This window comes from Actinotignum saccati (assembly GCF_051265055.1).
GTDB lineage: Bacteria > Actinomycetota > Actinomycetes > Actinomycetales > Actinomycetaceae > Actinotignum.
This window is the reverse complement of record NZ_JBOZCC010000002.1, coordinates 298,639-316,777: the sequence shown is the minus strand read 5'-3', so window position 1 is coordinate 316,777 and position 18,139 is coordinate 298,639. Positions and strand designations below refer to the sequence as shown.

At 61.2% G+C, this 18,139-nt stretch carries 14 protein-coding genes; 10 read left to right on the top strand and 4 right to left on the bottom strand.

Annotation, left to right across the window (positions count from 1 at the left end):
* The 6 genes from ACRQEC_RS02830 to ACRQEC_RS02805 all read left to right on the top strand — a co-directional run.
* A partial coding sequence (locus ACRQEC_RS02830) for an LPXTG cell wall anchor domain-containing protein (protein WP_435734848.1) occupies positions 1–1,194 on the top strand: 1,194 nt, incomplete at its 5' end.
* 243 nt (positions 1,195–1,437) lie between these two features.
* Positions 1,438–2,997: a SpaH/EbpB family LPXTG-anchored major pilin gene (locus ACRQEC_RS02825; protein WP_284889169.1), complete on the top strand. Its 1,560-nt coding sequence runs from the start codon at positions 1,438–1,440 to the stop codon at positions 2,995–2,997.
* A 357-nt stretch (positions 2,998–3,354) separates the two neighbouring features.
* Positions 3,355–4,332 carry a class C sortase gene (locus ACRQEC_RS02820; protein WP_301575099.1) on the top strand — a complete coding sequence of 326 codons (978 nt, stop codon included), beginning with the start codon at positions 3,355–3,357 and terminating at the stop codon, positions 4,330–4,332.
* A gap of 78 nt (positions 4,333–4,410) precedes the next feature.
* Entirely contained in the window at positions 4,411–5,361 is a 951-nt protein-coding gene (locus tag ACRQEC_RS02815; protein ID WP_284889167.1) for a LysR family transcriptional regulator, read from the top strand.
* A gap of 140 nt (positions 5,362–5,501) precedes the next feature.
* Positions 5,502–5,744 (top strand): hypothetical protein, encoded by a 243-nt coding sequence (locus ACRQEC_RS02810; RefSeq protein ID WP_026429548.1) that lies wholly within the window; start codon positions 5,502–5,504, stop codon positions 5,742–5,744.
* Positions 5,745–5,811: 67 nt separating this feature from the next.
* On the top strand, positions 5,812–6,363 hold the full coding sequence (locus ACRQEC_RS02805; protein WP_284889166.1) for a hypothetical protein: 552 nt from the start codon (positions 5,812–5,814) through the stop codon (positions 6,361–6,363).
* Between the two features lie 144 nt (positions 6,364–6,507).
* Here the strand turns inward: ACRQEC_RS02805 and ACRQEC_RS02800 are convergent, their stop codons facing one another.
* The gene (locus ACRQEC_RS02800) at positions 6,508–8,775 is read right to left on the bottom strand and encodes a 6-phosphofructokinase (protein ID WP_284889164.1); all 2,268 of its coding nucleotides are present in this window, start codon (positions 8,773–8,775) and stop codon (positions 6,508–6,510) included.
* 175 nt (positions 8,776–8,950) lie between these two features.
* Here ACRQEC_RS02800 and pgi point away from each other — a divergent pair, with 175 nt between their 5' ends.
* Positions 8,951–10,606 (top strand): glucose-6-phosphate isomerase, encoded by a 1,656-nt coding sequence (pgi, locus tag ACRQEC_RS02795; protein WP_284889163.1) that lies wholly within the window; start codon positions 8,951–8,953, stop codon positions 10,604–10,606.
* 98 nt (positions 10,607–10,704) lie between these two features.
* On the opposite strand, the gene ACRQEC_RS02790 is transcribed toward pgi, so the two are convergent.
* The 3 genes from ACRQEC_RS02790 to ACRQEC_RS02780 are packed head-to-tail and all read right to left on the bottom strand — an operon-like array spanning position 10,705 to position 13,315.
* Positions 10,705–11,529 (bottom strand): amino acid ABC transporter ATP-binding protein, encoded by an 825-nt coding sequence (locus tag ACRQEC_RS02790; protein ID WP_284889162.1) that lies wholly within the window; start codon positions 11,527–11,529, stop codon positions 10,705–10,707.
* An 8-nt stretch (positions 11,530–11,537) separates the two neighbouring features.
* Positions 11,538–12,404, bottom strand: a complete 867-nt coding sequence (locus tag ACRQEC_RS02785) for an amino acid ABC transporter permease (RefSeq protein ID WP_284889161.1) — start codon at positions 12,402–12,404, stop codon at positions 11,538–11,540.
* Positions 12,404–13,315: an ABC transporter substrate-binding protein gene (locus ACRQEC_RS02780; protein WP_284889160.1), complete on the bottom strand. Its 912-nt coding sequence runs from the start codon at positions 13,313–13,315 to the stop codon at positions 12,404–12,406. Before ACRQEC_RS02780 ends, ACRQEC_RS02785 begins: the two co-directional genes overlap by 1 nt.
* A gap of 285 nt (positions 13,316–13,600) precedes the next feature.
* Here ACRQEC_RS02780 and ACRQEC_RS02775 point away from each other — a divergent pair, with 285 nt between their 5' ends.
* From ACRQEC_RS02775 to ACRQEC_RS02765, 3 genes are all read left to right on the top strand, one after another.
* Positions 13,601–14,569, top strand: a complete 969-nt coding sequence (locus tag ACRQEC_RS02775; RefSeq protein ID WP_284889159.1) for a biotin--[acetyl-CoA-carboxylase] ligase — start codon at positions 13,601–13,603, stop codon at positions 14,567–14,569.
* Between the two features lie 2 nt (positions 14,570–14,571).
* Positions 14,572–16,326 (top strand): ATP-binding protein, encoded by a 1,755-nt coding sequence (locus tag ACRQEC_RS02770; RefSeq protein WP_284889497.1) that lies wholly within the window; start codon positions 14,572–14,574, stop codon positions 16,324–16,326.
* 116 nt (positions 16,327–16,442) lie between these two features.
* Entirely contained in the window at positions 16,443–18,047 is a 1,605-nt protein-coding gene (locus ACRQEC_RS02765) for an acyl-CoA carboxylase subunit beta (protein WP_284889158.1), read from the top strand.
* Positions 18,048–18,139 lie beyond the last annotated feature (92 nt).

The window sequence follows — 18,139 nt, the reverse complement described above, 5'->3', positions numbered from 1 at the left end:
CCGCAGCCGCCTGCCCAGGTGACTGCCACTAACTGGGTTGATGGCGCGAAGGATTGCAATACCCGCAAGGTCACGCAGTCTCGCACCGTGACGACGACACCGTCTAAGTGGGACTCGGGTAAACGCCAGTGGGTGCTCGATAATGCCGCTGCAACTAAGAAGACCGAGACCCGCCAGCGTGACATGAATGACGGTGAACATCGCCAGTGCACGCCGCAGCCGCCTGCCCAGGTGACTGCCACTAACTGGGTTGATGGCGCGAAGGATTGCAATACCCGCAAGGTCACGCAATCCAGAACGGTGACGACGACACCGTCTAAGTGGGATTCTTCCCAGCGGAAGTGGGTCTTGGATACTGCTGCGTCGTCGACAAAGACTGAAACCCGTGAGCGGGACATGAATGATGACGAGCACAAGGCGTGTACTCCGAGGCTCCCGGTTCAAGTCACGCATTCGGATTGGGTGGACGTCTCCAAGGACTGCAATACCCGGAAGGTTACGCAGTCGCGTACCGTGACGACGACACCGTCTAAGTGGGACTCTTCCCAGCGGAAGTGGGTCTTGGATACCGCGAAGGCTTCGAAGCGGACTGAGACGCGTGAGCGGGATATGGATGAGCGGGAGCTTGGGGAATGCGTGAATGTTGCTCTCACTGTTTCTAAAGACACCCTCACGGTGGTGAAGGGCCAGCCGGTACTGGAGCCGCTCACGGTGGAGGCCACGTCGAGAACGGATGCGGGGCTGATCAGCCTGCAAACCGTGTGCGCTCCGAAGTATGAGGGGCAGGCCGAGGGCGATCAGAATGCCTTGCCGGCGGGCGTTGAGTTGGTGCGCGTCAAGCAAGCACCTGATGGCGTTGAGCTTGCGGGGAGTGGTGCGCGGACGGTTGGTGAGGTGGATGGTAATGCCACTCAGGCCGAGCTCGGCACGTATCGGTGTTGGGTGTATGCCACGAAACCCGGTATCACTATCGACCCGCTCACCGGTGCTGCTACGGGGCCGAACGCTGTGGAAGGCGTGGGGTGGGCACGCAAGGCGCTCACGGTTGAGGTTGTGCAGCCTGCGCTTCCGAAGACGGGTGGGGCTGGAATGAACCGCACGGCCGGCCTGGGTGCGCTCCTGATCGTGGGGGTTACCGGTGGCTGGTGGTTGGCTCAGACCCGACGGAAGAAGGGGGTGGGCCGCCGCGCGTGAACTATTGCGACCGCCTCTACGGACTCTCGATAAACCACGAGAGTGCGTAGCAAGCAAAGGGAGACGAGGGCGGGCATGTAGCCGCGCAACAACTACCCGCGCGCCCTCGGTTCCCTGGCGAGATAGGTGGGACCAGCCCGGTAGGGGCAGTTTTTCAACAAGTTCAACAACACATGCTGGGCGTTGGCCGGGCGTGTTGGTCAGTACTTCTTGTGGTGCTGAAATTATTGGGAAGGAAAAAGTATGGCTCGTAAGAAGTCATTGAGAGCGTTGGTGGCGGCGTGTGCGCTGGCACTGACGGGAATGGGTATCGGGGCGGCTAACGCCGCGCCCGAACCGGCAGGCGATCCGGCTCCGGTTGCTCCGTGGGCTGAGGGTGCTCCCACTACGGGGTCGATTACGATCACGAAGCAGGAAGCAACCACCAAGAAGCCGGTTGCGGGTGCGAAGTTCACTGTCACCAAGGTTGAATCCATCAAGGGCGCGGCTTTGGGGAAGATGGACAAGATCGCTGACTGGGAGACCGTGGCTGGCGCTATCGGGGATCTCAACAAGAACCCGGACAGCACCGACGTGAAGCTCAGCACGGACGTCACGTTTGAGAAGGAAACGACCGCTGAGGGGACAGCTTCCTTCGAGAGCCTTCCGCTGGGTCTCTACAAGATTGTGGAGTCCGCTGTTCCGGCTGGGTATACCTCGGATATTAAGCCGTTCTTCATGACGGTACCGGAAATCACCGGTACCTCGTCCACCGATCAGAAGTACACCTACGATGTTGCGGTTACTCCAAAGAATATGGACGCCCGCAACCTGGTGAGTAAGACGGGTGCTTTCGACAAGGTCGTAGGCGCGGGCGATGACATCTCCTACACGATCTCGGCGACCCTGAATAAGAAGGGCCCAATCAAGGGAACCGATATTAAGGACTTCGCGATCTTCGACGATGCTCCGACTAACGCCTACCAGAGCGTTGACGCGAGTGCTGTTAAGTCCGTGAAGGTCAACGACACCGTGATCGATTCTTCTCAGTACACCATCACCACCCCGACCGAGGGTGTGGAAGAAGGCCGTACTCGCCTCCAGGTGAACTTCACTGAAGACGGTCTCAACACTATCGCGGCGAAGGCGACTGAGTCGGAGGCTCCGGTGGTGACTGTGGACCTCACCTTCACCTTGAAGGCTGACCTTGATGTCGCTTCGGTTTCTAACAAGTTCGGTTTCATCCCCGGACACTCGGATAGCGAACCGACTCCCGGACCGATTGTTCCCGAACCCGGCCCCGAGCCCGGTCCGGAACCGGGCCCTGCTCCGACGCCGAATCCGTTCCCGACCATTGAGCTCTACGATTTCCAGATCGCCAAGACCAACGCCTCGGACGGCAAGCCGCTTGCGGGTGCGAAGTTCGTGGCCTTCGCAAGCAAGGCAGATGCCCAGAAGTGTGTGGCAGAGAAGGACCGTAGCAATTGCCAGGGCGCGTCTAAGGGCTTCGGTACCAAGGAAACCGGTGCGGATGGTTTGACTCCGAAGTTTAAGGCGAAGAAGGGCTCTGCTTTCTACGTGGTTGAGGTCGAAGCCCCATCCAAGTTCATCCGCTCGGATGAGATTACCGAAGTCACCGTAACCGACAAGGCCGGTGAGGTCTTCCAGACTGGTATTAAGAACGTGCCGACGAAGAATTCGGGTAAGTGGTTCGACCTGCCTAAGACCGGTGCTATCGGGGTGGGTATCTTCGCCCTCCTCGGCGCTGGCCTGGTGGCGAGTGGCGCGGTAACGCACCTGCGTTCGCGCAAGAACAACGCCTAAACAGGAAAAACTAACGGTTCAGGTTTGCCAGCCGGAGTAGGTAACGAAGGTTGTGGGGCCGGTCAGTCCGACTGGCCCCACAATCTATCAAGCGCAAGTTAATTCTGCACGAGTAGCGCAATACGAATTGCACGGCTAGCGCAAGGAAAAGACCACGCCAGGGAAGGGGGGAGGGACATGAGCGGCGAAACGGGCCCGGTGCGTGGGCGGCGCGCCCTCAACACCCCGACACCCAACCCAGCTCCCGAAACGAAATCCAGGACGGCACCCAGGGCAGAACTCAAAGTGGAATCTAATGAGGCGCCTAAGACGGCACTTCATGTGGAGCCCGAACCGGCTCCTGCGCCAGCACATCATGTGGAACCCAAGACACAGCGCGGCCCTGCCGCTGGTGTGGTTCGTGGGCGGCGCGCGGCGCGCGTGGGGGAGGAAAGCGGACTGGCGAGCCTGCTGTTCTATACCGACCCGAAAGAGGATAAACGCCGGCTTTCCCCGCTGGCCATGATCCTCATTGGAATCCTGTGCCTGGCTTATCCGGTGACTTCGACGGTGTGGAATAACTGGCAATCCAAAGTAGTCTCCCGTGCCTATGAGGGCCAAGTGAATACCCAATCCCAAGAGTTACGCAACTCTTATATTGAGCGGGCTCACGCCTATAACGCCAGCCACCAAGGAATGGCGGTCCTTGATCCTTATCTTGACGACATAGCCACCGACCTGCCGGCTTACCAGGAATACGCTCGGGTGCTTGATCAGCCGGATGGGATTATGGGGATCGTGAAAATCCCGAAGATCGGGGTGAAACTCCCGATCTACCACGGCACCTCACCTGAGACTCTGCAGCGGGGTGCCGGGCATATGTTCGGGACCGATATACCGGTGGGCGGTATAAACCGGCATAGTGTGGTGACGGCTCATACTGGACTGCCGACCTCTACCATGTTTGACCGGCTCACCGATCTGGGTATCGGGGATGAGTTCTTCTTCGAAATCCAGGGTCAAGTGTTTGGGTATCGCGTGGTCAGAGTAGACGTCGTCGACCCTCACGACCCAAGCCTGCTGGTACGCGCACCCGGGCGTGACCTAGCCACTCTTCTAACGTGTACTCCGTATGGGGTGAATTCGCATCGGCTGTTGGTGACGGGTGAGCGGGTGCTGCCTGATCCGGTGGAGGTGCCGGCGGTGGACGGGCTGCAATGGTCGTGGTGGATGACCCTCTTCCTCCTCGCCATCCTGGTTTCTCTTTTGTTTGCGTTTTTGGTGGCACGCTCCGCGCTCGCCCGGCGTGGGGAGGACTCCAGGCGGGATATGTTGCCCCGACACATGCTCCGCTAGCGGCATCGAGCATTACTCACCACTCAACACTCAACTATTTCAACTATTTAGCATCACGACATACAACGAGGTACCGGTGTGAGACTGGAATTATTAGAAACCCTCATTCTTTATTCGCGACTGGGGACCATGGACGCGGTGGCCCGCAAGTGCGGGTGTACCACGGCGGCGGTCGTGAAACGTATCCAACTTTTGGAAGAAGAAGTCGGGCAGCAACTTACCCGCAGGGTCGGGCGCGGCAGAGAACTCACCGAAGCCGGGTGTTACTTGGTGGAACGTAGCCACCAGATCCTCGGGCTCGTGGATAGTACGGTGGCTGAGCTTCAGAATCTGGAGGATAACCCGCAGGGAACTATCGTGATCGCCGGGCGGGAAAGTAGCGCCTTGGATAGCCTGGCGCCGGTGATGGGTCAGGTGCGGGCCCGCTACCCGGGCATTAGTTTCCAGGTCACGCTGTGTGGGCGCGAGGCGGCCACCAGAATGCTTGCTGAGGGTACGGCTTCTTTCGCTGTTTTGGATGATTCTTGGGACTGCACGGCCTGGGAAACCCTCGCGCTTCGAGGTGAGGACCGGTGGGGTTTGTTGGTGCGTACGGATAGCGACGTGGTAGGGCGTGAGAGTATTCGCCGGGCGGATATTACCCAGCGGTCGTTGATTATGCCGAAGGAGCGTAGTCGGGAGTTGGGTTATTGGTTGGATAAGGAAAACCAGCTGACGGTGGTGGGTCGGTACGGGACGAGTCGCGGGGCCCGGGTGATGGTGGAGGCCGGGGTGGGTGAAGCTATCGTGCTGGAGAATATGGCGCTGGGCGGGAGCGCGGGCCTGGGCGGGAACACTGGTGCCGGGTCGGGAGTGTCGGCTGCCGGTGCTGGGCTGGTGTTTATCCCGCTGGATTGGTTGGTCGGATTGACCTGCGTGCTTGCCTGGGATAAACAAGCACGCCTGAGCCGGGTGGGGGAGATATTCCTGGAAGCGGTGCGCGCAGCCACGGCCGGCGGGAGCGCAGCCGGCGGGAGCGCAGCCGGCTAGAAGTTATCCACAGAATCACCAAACGTCACCCTTGTCCACAACGTTGTAATTGGCTCTTTGCTGTGCCTTGATGCCATGCGAGAATTACTGTCAAGCACAAGCAACTACTCCGCCATGAGGCGATTGAAGGAGTGAGACATATGGATGTTTACGAGGATATTTACGAGGACCGGTTGTATTTTCCGGATCGTGTTTACAACTCGCTGGAAGAGATTCTCGAGCGCAAGGAGGAAATCTTGCGTGAGGTCAGAATGACCCGTGAAGAATTCGACTGGCGCGCTGACAACTACCAGCTCGGACCAAAAGAGTCCGACGCCTATGTTGAAATGAAAGGCTTAGATCGCTTCGAGGGGTTGTGCCGTGGTGAACGAACACTTGGATGAGCGAGTCGATGAGTTTGCGGCACATCTACAGCGGATCGGGGAGCTGATCGACCCCGGGTTTTCTATAGTGAGGCAAGCGCTCAGAAAAGAAAACCCACCGGCAATAAGCCTGTTTGGCGATATTCGCGTTGCTCGTTTCCTTTTTGTCCGTTTCGATTACGAACTTTTCCTCAATCCGGAAACCGGTTTACTCAGGGTCAATGAATCAACGTTCTCGGTCATCCGAGGAGCAAAAAGCAGCGAGCCGCTGGTGCGCTGGGATTATATTCGCTCACCACGTTCGAATATTCCTTGCGCCCATATCCAGATCCATTCCCACCGCGATGAATGGACACACGCCTTGGTGCTGGGCGGCACTCATTCCGGCCGGTCGCGCCGGCGCATCAAGAACGAGGCCCGCACTCCCCACGTTGCCGATATTCATTTCACGATGGGCCGGCGCTGGTTCCGGCCCTGCCTGGAAGAAATCCTCCTCTTAATCATTGACGAACTCGGGGTGGCGTGCACACCACAAGCGCGCGAAGCACTCGACCAAGGCATCGAGGATTGGGAACAGATCCAGGTGCGATCCGTAGTGCGGCATAACCGTGCCACCGCTCTCGAAGCTCTCGAAGAGTAAACCGGCCGTGCTAATAAAATGCGACCGGGCCGCAGAGGCCGAGGATTAGGTGCGCAGTAGCGGGCGGTGGGGGCGCTGCCAGCTAGCGGCGTCGTCGCCCCCACCGCCCGCGGGCGCAAGGACCCGCGCTACAAGTAAACGCGACTAGCGGTTATCGTCGTAAATCGCCAGGTGTTCCAGCGGGGTGGTATCCTCGCGGGCCGCCACCGTGTAGAGCACGGGGAGCGCAGAAATCCACCACGGATCCAGCGGCACCCGGTTCTTCATATCCATTTCTTCGTCCATGCGCATAATCGGATGGGATTCCAGCTTGCCATTGTGCTGGCCGATATAGCGCGCGCCCACCCGCTCCTTCTTCTCCAGCTGCGCGGTCACCTCATCAATGGCGAGGGCCGCGAGCGAGACCGCGAGAGTTCGGTCGTAGGAGGTGGGAATACCGCCCTGCTGCTGGTGGCCAATAATCGTGGAACGAACCGAGAAAGCCCCGTGGCCTTCCTGCTGGAAGACCCGTCGCAGCAGGTCCGCGGTGTAGTACTTGGACGCATCCTCATTACGAATAGCCAGGTAGAGGGAGCGGGAGCCATCGAAGGCTCGGTTCATGCGCTCGCTTTCCTTCGTGAGCATCGCCAGATCCACCCCGGTCTCATGCAGGTAGACCTGCTCAGCCCCGGTGGATAGCGCGCTCATAAGCGCGAGGTAGCCGCATTTACGGCCCATCGTTTCCACCACGAAGCAACGCCGGGAAGCAGAAGCGGAACGGCGAATCTTATCGATGGTCTCCACATTGGTATTGAGCGCGGTATCCACCCCGATAGACAGATCGTGGCCGGGCAGATTGTTATCAATCGAGGCCGGCACGCAGATGAGGGGGAGGCGGAAAGCGGTGTAGCGGTCCGCCTCTTTCGCCATATTCCACGCGGTTTCATAGCCGGCCAGGCCGCCGATCATAATAATGGCGTCCAAGCCATTGGCTTCGATGGAGCGGGCCAATCCGAAGTAATCCTCGATGCCGAGAACCGAGCGGGCAGTACCCAGTTCCGCGCCGCCAAGCGAAACCCAGCCATCCACATCGCCCCAGCTCAGCGGGCGAATATCCCCGCGGATGAGGCCGGGGAAACCGCCCTCCACACCGAGCATCTCAAAACCGCGATCCAGGCCGAGCCGTACCGCGCTACGCGCGGCCGCATTCATTCCCGGGGCGAGCCCGCCGGCATGGAGCACGGCCACCCGCGGGCGCCAGCCGTCCTTGAAATAGCGGTCCTCACCCAGCGGGGAAGAGAGCGTTTCAAAAAGGGACTTGATACGGGAGAAGCTGGTGCCGCGCGAGCGCACCGCCGCCTCGTAATCGCCCTCTTCCAGGTAATCGATGACCTTCTTGGTATTGGCGACCGTCTCCACCAGCGGCAGGCGCTGGAGCCGATTATTACGAATCCCGATAATGCAGGATTCTTCACCCGGTTCGGCCCGGATCACCTCCAGGGCGGCGGTGTAGCCGAGCAGGGTGGACATCCAGCGGTCATAAGCGGACGGCGTGCCGCCGCGCTGCACGTGACCGAGCGCGGTAATACGTGGAGACTCCCCGGTGCGTTCTTTAATAGCTGCCTGGATGCGCTGGGCGGTGATCTTTTCACCGTGCCGGTCCATGCAGCCTTCGGCCACGACGATAATCGAATCGCGCCGCCCGGCCGCCCGCCCGGAACGGATCTTTTCGCACATGGCATCTTCCCAGCCGTCCTCGGGGGGAAGCTCGGGGATGATCACATCATCGGCTCCGCCGGCCATCGCACCCATAAGGGCCAGGTAGCCGCAGCGCCGCCCCATCACTTCCACCACGAATACCCGCTGGTGGGAAGCAGCCGTGGAAGTGAGAGCGTCAATAGCATCAATAATGCGGCACAGGGCCGAATTGGTTCCCACCGTCATATCGGTGCCGACCATATCGTTATCGATGGAACCCACCACCCCGGCAATATGAAGTTCGGGGTGGCGTGCGGCAAGATCGGCTTCGATTTCCCCGGCTTCTACCAGTTCTTCGAGGAGTCCACTCCAGCGCTCGCGCAGGGTGTCCGCCCCGGTGAGGGAGCCATCCCCGCCGATGACCACGAGGCGGTCAATTCCGGCGCGCACCAGATTCACGGCAACTTTGCGCATCCCATCCCGCTCCCGGAATTCGGTAGAGCGGGCCGAGCCGATCACCGTGCCACCCTTATCTAGAATGGAGGACACATCGCTCCAGGCCATGGGCTCAATAAGATTATCGATAGCTCCGCGCCAACCCTCGCGAATTGCGAAGGGGCGGGCGCCCACGTGTAAAGCGGTACGCACCACGGCGCGCACTACCGGGTTCATGCCCGGGGCATCCCCACCCGAGGTAAGAATGGCAAGGGATACAGGATCTGCGTGATCTGACATGGTTCCTCCTCCGAAGATCATTGTGTCAAAGATGGTGGGCTCATGTGTGGTGCTAGAGTCCGGCGGCGCGCCCGCGAGATGTGGTAGCGGCGCTACCCGCGTAAGCGGGCGCGCCGCGGGGCCGCAAAGTTGATTACACTACGAGATAAAGACTACTTCGAGGATGAGGATAACCATGTCGCACCCCATTGACCCCACAACCACGCGCGCCTGGGCGCGGCTGCATGACCTTCATGACGGATTCACCGCTGATTTCCGGGCCCGTTTCGCCGCGGATCCCCAGCGCGCCGAACGGCTGAGTTTCACCGCCGGCGATCTTTTCGTGGATCTGTCCAAATCCTATTTGGATGATGACGTTCGCGATGCCCTGCTGGAACTCGCCGAAGAAACCGGGGTTGCTCAGCGGCGCGATGCCATGCTGCGCGGCGAGCGGATTAACGTGACCGAAAATCGGGCGGTGCTCCATACCGCACTGCGGCGCACCGCCGATGACACCGTGGAAGTAGCCGGGCACAACGTTGTGGCCGATGTTCGCGAAGTTCTTGAGCGGATGTACGCTTTCGCCACTAAGGTGCGGGAAGGTAGCTGGCGTGGGGTGACCGGAAAGGCCATCACCACTGTGGTTAATATCGGTATTGGTGGTTCGGATCTGGGCCCGGTGATGGCCTACGAAGCACTCCTCCCGTACGTCAAGGACGGGTTGGAATGCCGCTTCATTTCCAATATTGACCCGACCGATGTGGGGGAGACCCTGCGCGGGGTGGATCCGGAAACCGTGCTCTTCATCGTGGCATCCAAGACGTTCACCACCCTGGAAACCCTCACCAATGCCCGCCAAGCCCGCTCCTGGTTCCTCGCCCAGCTCGCCGCGCGCGGCATCCAAGATCCCGGCGCGGTGGCCAAGCACTTCGTGGCCGTCTCCACCAACCTGGAGAAGGTGGCGGAATTCGGAATTGAGCCCGCCAATGCCTTCGGTTTCTGGGATTGGGTAGGAGGGCGCTATTCGGTGGATAGCGCCGTCGGCCTTTCCCTCGCCATTGCCATCGGCCCGGAACATTTCGAAGAATTCCTCTCCGGGTTCCGTACGATTGACGAGCATTTCGCCACCGCGCCGGCCGCTGAAAACGTACCCCTCCTCATGGGGCTCCTCAATATTTGGTACGTCAATTTCTTCGGGGCGGCCACCCACGCGGTGCTGCCCTACGCGCAGTACCTGCACCGTTTCCCGGCCTATCTCCAGCAGCTGACCATGGAATCCAACGGCAAACGGGTGCGCTGGGACGGCAGCCCGGTGACCACCCACACCGGGGAAGTGTTCTGGGGCGAGCCGGGCACCAACGGCCAGCACGCCTTCTACCAGCTCATCCACCAGGGCACTCAGCTTATCCCCGCTGATTTCATCGCCTTCGCGAATCCTGTTTTCGCGCTGGTGGACGGGGAAGCCGATCAGCATGAGCTCTTCCTCGGTAACTTCTTCGCGCAAACGAAGGCCCTGGCCTTCGGGAAGACTTTGGATGAGGTCCGTGCGGAAGGCACCCCGGAAGAGATCGTGACTGCGCGGGAATTCCCCGGGAACAAGCCGACCGCTTCGATTATGGCGCCGGCCCTCACCCCTTCGGTGCTCGGCCAGCTCATCGCGCTCTACGAGCACATCACCTTTACCCAGGGTGCGGTGTGGGGCATTGACTCCTTCGATCAGTGGGGCGTGGAGCTGGGCAAGCAGATGGCCAAGGAACTCACTCCGGCGATTAGCGGGGACGCGGCGGCCCTGGAAGCCCAGGATTCTTCCACCCGCCAGCTCATCGAGTACTACCGCGCGCACCGGAAGTAGTGCCGCTCACCGGCGTTAGCGCACCGTACACACAAACGGCACCGGCCACCCCTAATAACGGGAGTGGCCGGCGCCGTTTGTGCTTGTTGTACTTGCGCTTAGAGCACCTTAGTGAAGAAATCGCGGGTGCGCTCCGAGCGCGGGTTATCAATCACCTGCGCCGGGGTGCCCTCGTCGATAATCATGCCCTCGTCGAGGAACACCACTTTATCGGCCACCTCCCGGGCGAAACCGATTTCGTGGGTGACCACCACCATGGTCATGCCCCCGCGCGCCAAATCCTGCATCACGGAGAGCACCTCACCCACGAGCTCCGGATCAAGCGCCGAAGTAGGCTCATCAAACAGCATGAGCTCGGGGTGCATGGCCAGGGCGCGCGCAATAGCCACCCGCTGCTGCTGCCCGCCGGAAAGCTGCGCCGGGAAATGATTAGCGTGATCACGCAAGCCCACCCGCTCCAGCAGCTCCAGGGCCTCGGCCCGCGCCTCCTTTTCCGGGCGGTGGGCCACCTGAACCGGCGCCTCCATAATATTTTCCATCGCGCTCATATGCGGGAAAAGATTGAAACGCTGGAACACCATTCCCACCTTGGCGCGCTGGGCGGCCACTTCCGCCTCGGTGCGCTGGCGCAGCCAGGTCCCTTGCGAAGTGACGGCACCGGCGCGGCGGGCCAGCATTCCGCGCCACCCGGTGGGGGCGGGCTGCTCGGTCATCCCCAGCAGCTCCCCATCCAGGTAGATCCGCCCGGCAGTAATAGTTTCCAGCTCGTTCAGGCAGCGCAGCAGCGTGGATTTACCCGAACCGGAGGGCCCGAGCAGCACCACCACCTCACCGCGCTGCACCGCGAGATTAACACCTTTGAGAACGGTGTGATCACCGAAAGATTTGTAGACGTTGCACACGTCCACCATGGCGTGAGTCATTGTTCTCCTTAGGGGGTGACGTCCAGGAAGGCCGTCGTCGCCGTACGTCCGTCAAAACCACGCGCGAAATGGCGTTCAATACGATGCTGCACCATCATGAGCAGCGAGGTAATCACCAGGTACCAGATCGCCGCGACCACGAGGAAGGGGAAAGGCAGGTAGGTTTTCGAACCCAAATCCTGGGCCGCGAAAGTGAGGTCCAGGGTGAAGGGGACGGCGAGCACCAGCGACGTTGTTTTCAACATCGAGATCGTTTCGTTCCCGGTGGGCGGAATAATAATACGCATGGCCTGCGGCAAAATAATACGCCGCATAATCGTGCCCGAACGCATCCCCAGCGCCACCGCGGCTTCCCGCTGCCCCGGATCAATCGCACCCAAACCGGAGCGAATAATCTCCGCCAGGTAGGCGCCTTCGTTGAGGCCCAGCCCGATAATCGCCGCGATAAACGGGGTGATGACCCGGTCGGTGTGGAACGTGAAGAACTCCGGCCCGAAAGGAATCCCCAGCGATAGCTTCTGATAGAGCGAAGGCAGCAGCCCCCAGAACATGAGCTGGGTGTAAATCGGGGTGCCGCGGAAGAACCAAATATAGAAGCGGGCCGCGCCGCGCAGCGCCGCGTTACTCGATTCGCGCAGCACCGCCATGGTCAGCGCCAAAATAATGCCAATAACCATGGCGAGCACGGTTAGCACCAGGGTGTAGACGATACCGCGCAGGATCCGCCAATCGAAAAGATAACGTCCCACCACATCCCAGTGGAAAGCATCATTGGTGATGAGCGCATTAAGCGCCATCGCCCCGAGCACCGCCATGACGATGAGCCACACAATATTGCTCATCTTCACGCGGGCTTGCGGATGAATCTTCTCCATTACTGCACCTGGGGGTTGATCTCGGCGGTGCTCAGCACGCCTTCGGTAATGCCGTAATGCGCGAAGATTTCCTTGAGCTCACCCGAATCCATGAGGGATTGCAGCGCGGCCTGCACGGCCTTAGCGAGCTCCGGATTATCCTTGGCCACCGCGATAGCCACCGGGGCCGAATCATAAATATCACCCGTGGTCTTCAGCTGCCCATTTGAGCGGGCCACCGCGTAACCGAGCACCGGGGAATCGGCGAAAATAGCATCGTACTGGCCGGAAACCACCCGGGTCACGATCTGCGGCACATCCGGGAGGGACATAATTTTAATCGGCTTGGCACCCTTCGCTTCGCAGGCGGCGGTCGCTTCCTTGAGGGCTTCCTCCTGGGAGGAACCCGTTTGCACGCCGATGGTGAAACCGCAAGGGTCATCCGGAGTGAAATCACTGGACTTGGCCGGCACCCCGTATTCGGAACCCGCCTCGAAATACGTGATCATATTGAAAGCTTCTTCACGCTCGGGGGTGACGGTGAAGGTGGACAGGCCCACATCGAATTTGGTTCCGATCTGGGGGAGAAGCGAATCGAATTCCACGTGCGTGGTGGTACCGTCTTTGAGTCCCATTTTCTTCGCGATGGCGCGCGTGAGATCAATATCGTAACCGGTGGGGGTCTGCCCGTCAGCCTTGCGGTATTCCGCGGGAGCGTAATCGGTAGACGCGCCGTTGCGTAATTGCCCGCGTGCGGTAACATCCGCGGGCACTAGGGCAGCGACGGCGGAATCTGCCGCGATGCCATCAACAGCGAAACCGGACTCACCCGGATCGGCCGCGGCGGTGGAATCCGTCAAAGCAGCCTCATCATTGGAGCAGGCGCCCAGCGTGAGGAGGCCGGCAGCAAGCAGCGCGAATGTTTTCTTCATTTTCTTCCCCTACGGTGAATGTTTTTTCAGTGGCCGGGTGGAATTTACTCGGAACAATCCCAAGTATAGCCAGTAAATATACGTGTGCATGTATAAAAATGTGAATATGCGGGTAGATAACGGCCGCTTTGGCGTATTTTCGGGCTTTGCGCGGGGTTGATGTGAGAGGACTAACGGCGGCGCGCCTCGAACAAGCGCGTATGTTACGAATCCGTAAGTTACGATTACGTAAGGTTACGCATTAGTAGGTTAGCGGCGGGCTGCCCCGCCGGGAAGAAGGCTGAGATGAGTCACGTGCATTCAGGAAACGTGCTCTTTCCGCGTACCGCGAGCGCGCTGGGGGAGGTAGGGCTCCCCGGTGCTGCGCTCCTGCATACCGAACTGACCACATCCACCCAGGATGACCTGGCCGAACTCTGGCTCAGCTCCGGGGGCGCTCCCGCACCCGGGCTGGTGTGCGGCCTCATCGCCGACGAACAAAGCGATGGGCGCGGGCGCATGGGCCGCTCCTGGTTCGCCACCAAAGATGGCTCCCTGCTTTTCTCGGTGCTCATCGCGGTGCCAGAATCAGTGCGCGCGGAATTGAGCTGGGTGACCTTCGCCGGGGCCCTGGCCGCGCGCGCCGCCCTCGAAAAGCTCGGGGCCCACGTGGCGATTTCTTGGCCCAATGATATTGTTACCCGCCCCCACGCCGCGAAACTGGCCGGGCTCCTCGGTGAAGTCGTGAGTACGGACGCGGCCGGGAATATCGGCGTGGTGCTCGGGGTAGGAATCAACCTGGGGCTGCGCGCCGAGGAACTGCCCACCCCCACCTCGGCTTCGCTAGCCACCGCCGGCTTCCCGGTGCCTAGCCGCGATGAGGTGGCCGCCGCCTACCTGCGCGAACTCGGGGCCCGGCTGGCCGCCCTCGTGAGCGCCTGTGAGAGCGGAATAAGTCATGCTCCAGTTAGCGGCGCCGTCGTACCTGAAACGGCCGCGGGTGACCTGGAAGCGAGCGATGCAGAAGCCAGCGCGGAAAAACGCTCCGCAAGCGCGGCAGAACGCTCCGGGCTTTTAGCAGAACTCAATGCCACCTGCGCAACCCTGCGTGAGGGCATCACCGTCAACCGCCCGCGCGATACTCCGGTGCACGGGCGCGGGGTGCAGATTTCAGCCGACGGCGCCCTCGTGGTCGCCACCGCTGCCGGTGACATGCGTATTTCAACCGGAGAAGTCTCGCTCCTGGGTCGGGTTGCGCCCTCGGAAGGAAAGTAGTGATGAAAAAAATTCTGGTTGCCAATCGCTCCGAAATTGCCGAGCGGGTTATCCGCACCGCCCACGATATGGGGATGAAAGCGGTGGCGGTCTATGCCGACGCGGATCGCGAAGCCCAATTCGTGGAGGATGCCGATAGCGCCTACGCGCTGGAGGGCACCGCGTACGCCGATACCTATATGAATATTGAGAAAATCATCGCGATTGCCAAGCGTTCCCACGCGGACGCCGTACATCCCGGCTACGGTTTTCTTTCCGAAGTTCCCGAATTCGCCACCGCGGTTATGGAAGCGGGCCTCACGTGGATCGGCCCGGCCCCCGCGGTGCTCCACCGCCTCGGCGATAAAATCCAGGCGCGCCGCCTGGCCGAATCGGTGGGCGTAGCCCCGGTGCCCGGCGTTTCCGATCCGGTGCAGGGGCGCGCCGGCGTGGACGAGTTCGTGGCGCGCTTCGGTTTCCCGATTGTCACGAAGAAGGCCGACGGCGGGGGCGGGCGCGGCATCACCATCCATAACGAAGCCGCTGACCTGGACCGCTTCTTCGCGGCCCACGGGGCGGATCTGGATTCCTATTTCGTGGAGCGTTTTATTCGCACCGCCCGCCATATTGAAACGCAGTCGGCGCGCGATTCCCACGGGAATTTCGCGGTGATCTCCACCCGTGATTGTTCGGCCCAGCGCCGCAACCAGAAACTCATCGAAGAAGCACCCGCCCCGCTGCTGCCCGGCAACGCGGAAGCGATCGTGAGCGAATGGTCGCGCCGCCTTTTCGAAGCGGTGGATTACGTGGGTTTGGGGACCTGCGAATTCCTGGTGGAACCCGATGGGCGGGTCAATTTCCTGGAAGTGAATCCGCGCCTCCAGGTCGAACACACCGTGTCCGAAGAAGTGACGGGAATGGACCTGGTACGCGAACAAATCCTTATTGCCTCCGGCGCGGAGCTCTCCGAAGTTCCCGCCCCGCGCGCCCACTCTTTTGAATTCCGGATTACCTGCGAGGACCCGGCTACCGGCATGGTGCCCTCCACCGGAACCATCGAGAAAATCCGCTGGCCGCTCGGGCACGGGGTGCGTATCGAATCCGGGATTGAAGAAGGCGATATTGTGACCGCCGATTTTGATCCCATGCTCGCCAAGCTCGTGGTGACCGCCCCGGACCGTGAGCAGGCTATTGCTCGTTCGCGCCGCGCCCTCGCAGAATTGCAGATTACCGGGGTGGCCACCCCCTGCGCCATGTACCGCGATGTGTTGGCCATGGAAGAATTCGCCGGCCATATTCCTTCCACCCGCTGGCTGGAAGATACCGTGCTCCCTGCTTACGAAAATACCCAGGCCGCCAGCACCCCGGCGCCCGTTAAGGATGAAGAACCGCGCCACACCTTCGTTATTGAAGTGGATGGGCGGCGCATGCGCATGACCCTCCCGGCCGCGCTCATCGCCACCGGCTCGCACGTGGCCCGCCGCACCCTGCAACCGCGCCGCTCCCAGGCGGCCTCCCGCACCGCGATGCCGGCCCAGGATCTCACCGATCCGAGCGGCATGGTGAACTCGCCCATCCAGGCGATTGTGGTGCGCGTGGTGGTGGAACCGGGGGATAAGGTCCACGAAGGCGATCTGCTCGTGGTACTCGAATCCATGAAGATGGAAAGTTACGTGTATTCGCCGCGCGATGGCGAAGTGACCGACGTGGAAGTGCGGGCCGGGGCCACCGTGGCGGCCTTCCAACCCCTCGTGCGGGTGGTGGGCGCCGATGCCTAGCAACCAGCCCAGTTCCTGCCCGCGCGTTATGCGTCCGCGCCCGCACGCGATCACGCGCCTGCACACGATCACGGGCCACCACTCGAGTCCGTGCCCGAAAGTAGCGAAGGAGAATCATGTCGCTGACTGAATTACGCTCCGCCCACGAATGGCAAACCCTGGATCACAGCGCCCAGCAGGTGGACCGGGTGCGTTTCGCGGAATACCAAAACGACCTGGCCCGGCAGGCCGAGGAACGCGCCGCTAAGCGCCAGCACGCCCACGGGAAAAAGACCGCCCGGGAACGCATCGCCCTGCTGTGCGATGAGGGTAGCTTCACCGAAATCGGGCAGTTCGCCGGCGGGAACCTGGGGCGCGGCTTCCGGGGCGCCGCGGTGGTCACCGGAATTGGCCAGGTGGACGGCCAGCTCGTGGCGGTCTACGCCCAGGACTTCTCCGTATCCGGGGGCACCCTGGGGGAGGCCGAGGGCGATAAAATCGTGGCCCTCATGGACAAAGCCCTCGAGCTGCGCATCCCCATGGTGTCCCTGCTTGATTCGGGTGGCGCCCGCATCCAGGACGGCGTCGTCGCCCTGTCCCAATACGGCCGCATCTTTAAGAAAACGATCGCGGCATCGGGCATTATCCCGCAACTCTCCGTCATTCTGGGGCCTTGCGCGGGCGGCGCGGTATACGGGCCGGCCCTCACCGATTTCATTATTATGACGCGCGATAACGCGCATATGTTCGTGACCGGACCGGACGTCGTTAAGGCGACCACCGGGGAAGAGGTCTCCTTCGACGACCTGGGCGGGGCCACCCTCCACAATTTCCAATCCGGGGTGGCCCACTACCTGGCCGCGAATGAGGACGATGCCCTCGATTACACCCGCACCCTCCTCACCTACCTGCCCGCGCATTGCGATGCGGAGCTGCCGCGCTGGGATTATGAGGAAACGGCCACGGATACCCAGTGCGCCCGGCACCTTTCCGACCTGGTGCCCGCCTCCACCAAGCAGCCCTACGATATGCTCGACGTTATCGCGAATCTCGTGGACTACGGGGAATTCGTGCAGGTCCAGGAGCATTTCTCCCGCTCTATCGTGGTGGGATTCGCGGCGCTGGCCGGGCAGTCCGTGGGGATCGTGGCCAATCAGCCGCTCGTGGATGCCGGCACCCTGGATGTGGACGCCTCCGAAAAAGCCGGGCGTTTCGTGCAATTCTGCGATGCTTTCCACGTGCCCGTTATCACCCTCGTGGACGTGCCCGGCTACCGGCCCGGCACCGAACAGGAACAGGCCGGGATTATTCGCCGTGGCGCGAAGCTGATCTGGTCCTATGCCAATGCGACGACGCCCCTCGTGACCGTGGTGTTACGTAAAGCCTACGGGGGCGCCTATATCGTCATGGGTTCGAAGTCCCTGGGAGGGGACCTCAACTTCGCGTGGCCGGGTGCGGAAATTGCGGTGCTCGGCGCCGAGGGCGCGGTCGCTATTACAGGGCGACGGCGCCTGCGGGAAGCCGAACAGAACGGTGAGGATGTGGCGGCGGTGCGCCAGCAGCTCATCGAAGAGTACACCCGCGAGAATGTCAATCCTTTCCTTTCCGTGGAACGCGGGGAGCTGGACGGCATTATCGCCCCCGAAGATACCCGGGGGGTGCTCATTGAATCTCTGCGCATCCTCGCCACCAAAGATTGCTCGCATCCCGGCGAGCGCAGGCACGGGAATATTCCCATGTAGCGGCCCGCCCTAAGCGCGTGGGCATTCATCCGGAACGTTCCGGCGCCGTAAGCCTGGGCCCAGACCACGGCGCTCAGAGCCCACCTTTCGAT

Excerpts from the sequence above, each read along its gene's own strand:
- ACRQEC_RS02825 (WP_284889169.1), top strand. The coding sequence starts at position 1,438 with ATGGCTCGTAAGAAGTCATTGAGAGCGTTGGTGGCGGCGTGTGCGCTG.
- ACRQEC_RS02810 (WP_026429548.1), top strand. The coding sequence starts at position 5,502 with ATGGATGTTTACGAGGATATTTACGAGGACCGGTTGTATTTTCCGGAT.
- ACRQEC_RS02800 (WP_284889164.1), bottom strand. The coding sequence starts at position 8,775 with ATGTCAGATCACGCAGATCCTGTATCCCTTGCCATTCTTACCTCGGGT.
- pgi (WP_284889163.1), top strand. The coding sequence starts at position 8,951 with ATGTCGCACCCCATTGACCCCACAACCACGCGCGCCTGGGCGCGGCTG.
- ACRQEC_RS02790 (WP_284889162.1), bottom strand. The coding sequence starts at position 11,529 with ATGACTCACGCCATGGTGGACGTGTGCAACGTCTACAAATCTTTCGGT.
- ACRQEC_RS02785 (WP_284889161.1), bottom strand. The coding sequence starts at position 12,404 with ATGGAGAAGATTCATCCGCAAGCCCGCGTGAAGATGAGCAATATTGTG.
- ACRQEC_RS02780 (WP_284889160.1), bottom strand. The coding sequence starts at position 13,315 with ATGAAGAAAACATTCGCGCTGCTTGCTGCCGGCCTCCTCACGCTGGGC.
- ACRQEC_RS02775 (WP_284889159.1), top strand. The coding sequence starts at position 13,601 with ATGAGTCACGTGCATTCAGGAAACGTGCTCTTTCCGCGTACCGCGAGC.
- ACRQEC_RS02770 (WP_284889497.1), top strand. The coding sequence starts at position 14,572 with ATGAAAAAAATTCTGGTTGCCAATCGCTCCGAAATTGCCGAGCGGGTT.
- ACRQEC_RS02765 (WP_284889158.1), top strand. The coding sequence starts at position 16,443 with ATGTCGCTGACTGAATTACGCTCCGCCCACGAATGGCAAACCCTGGAT.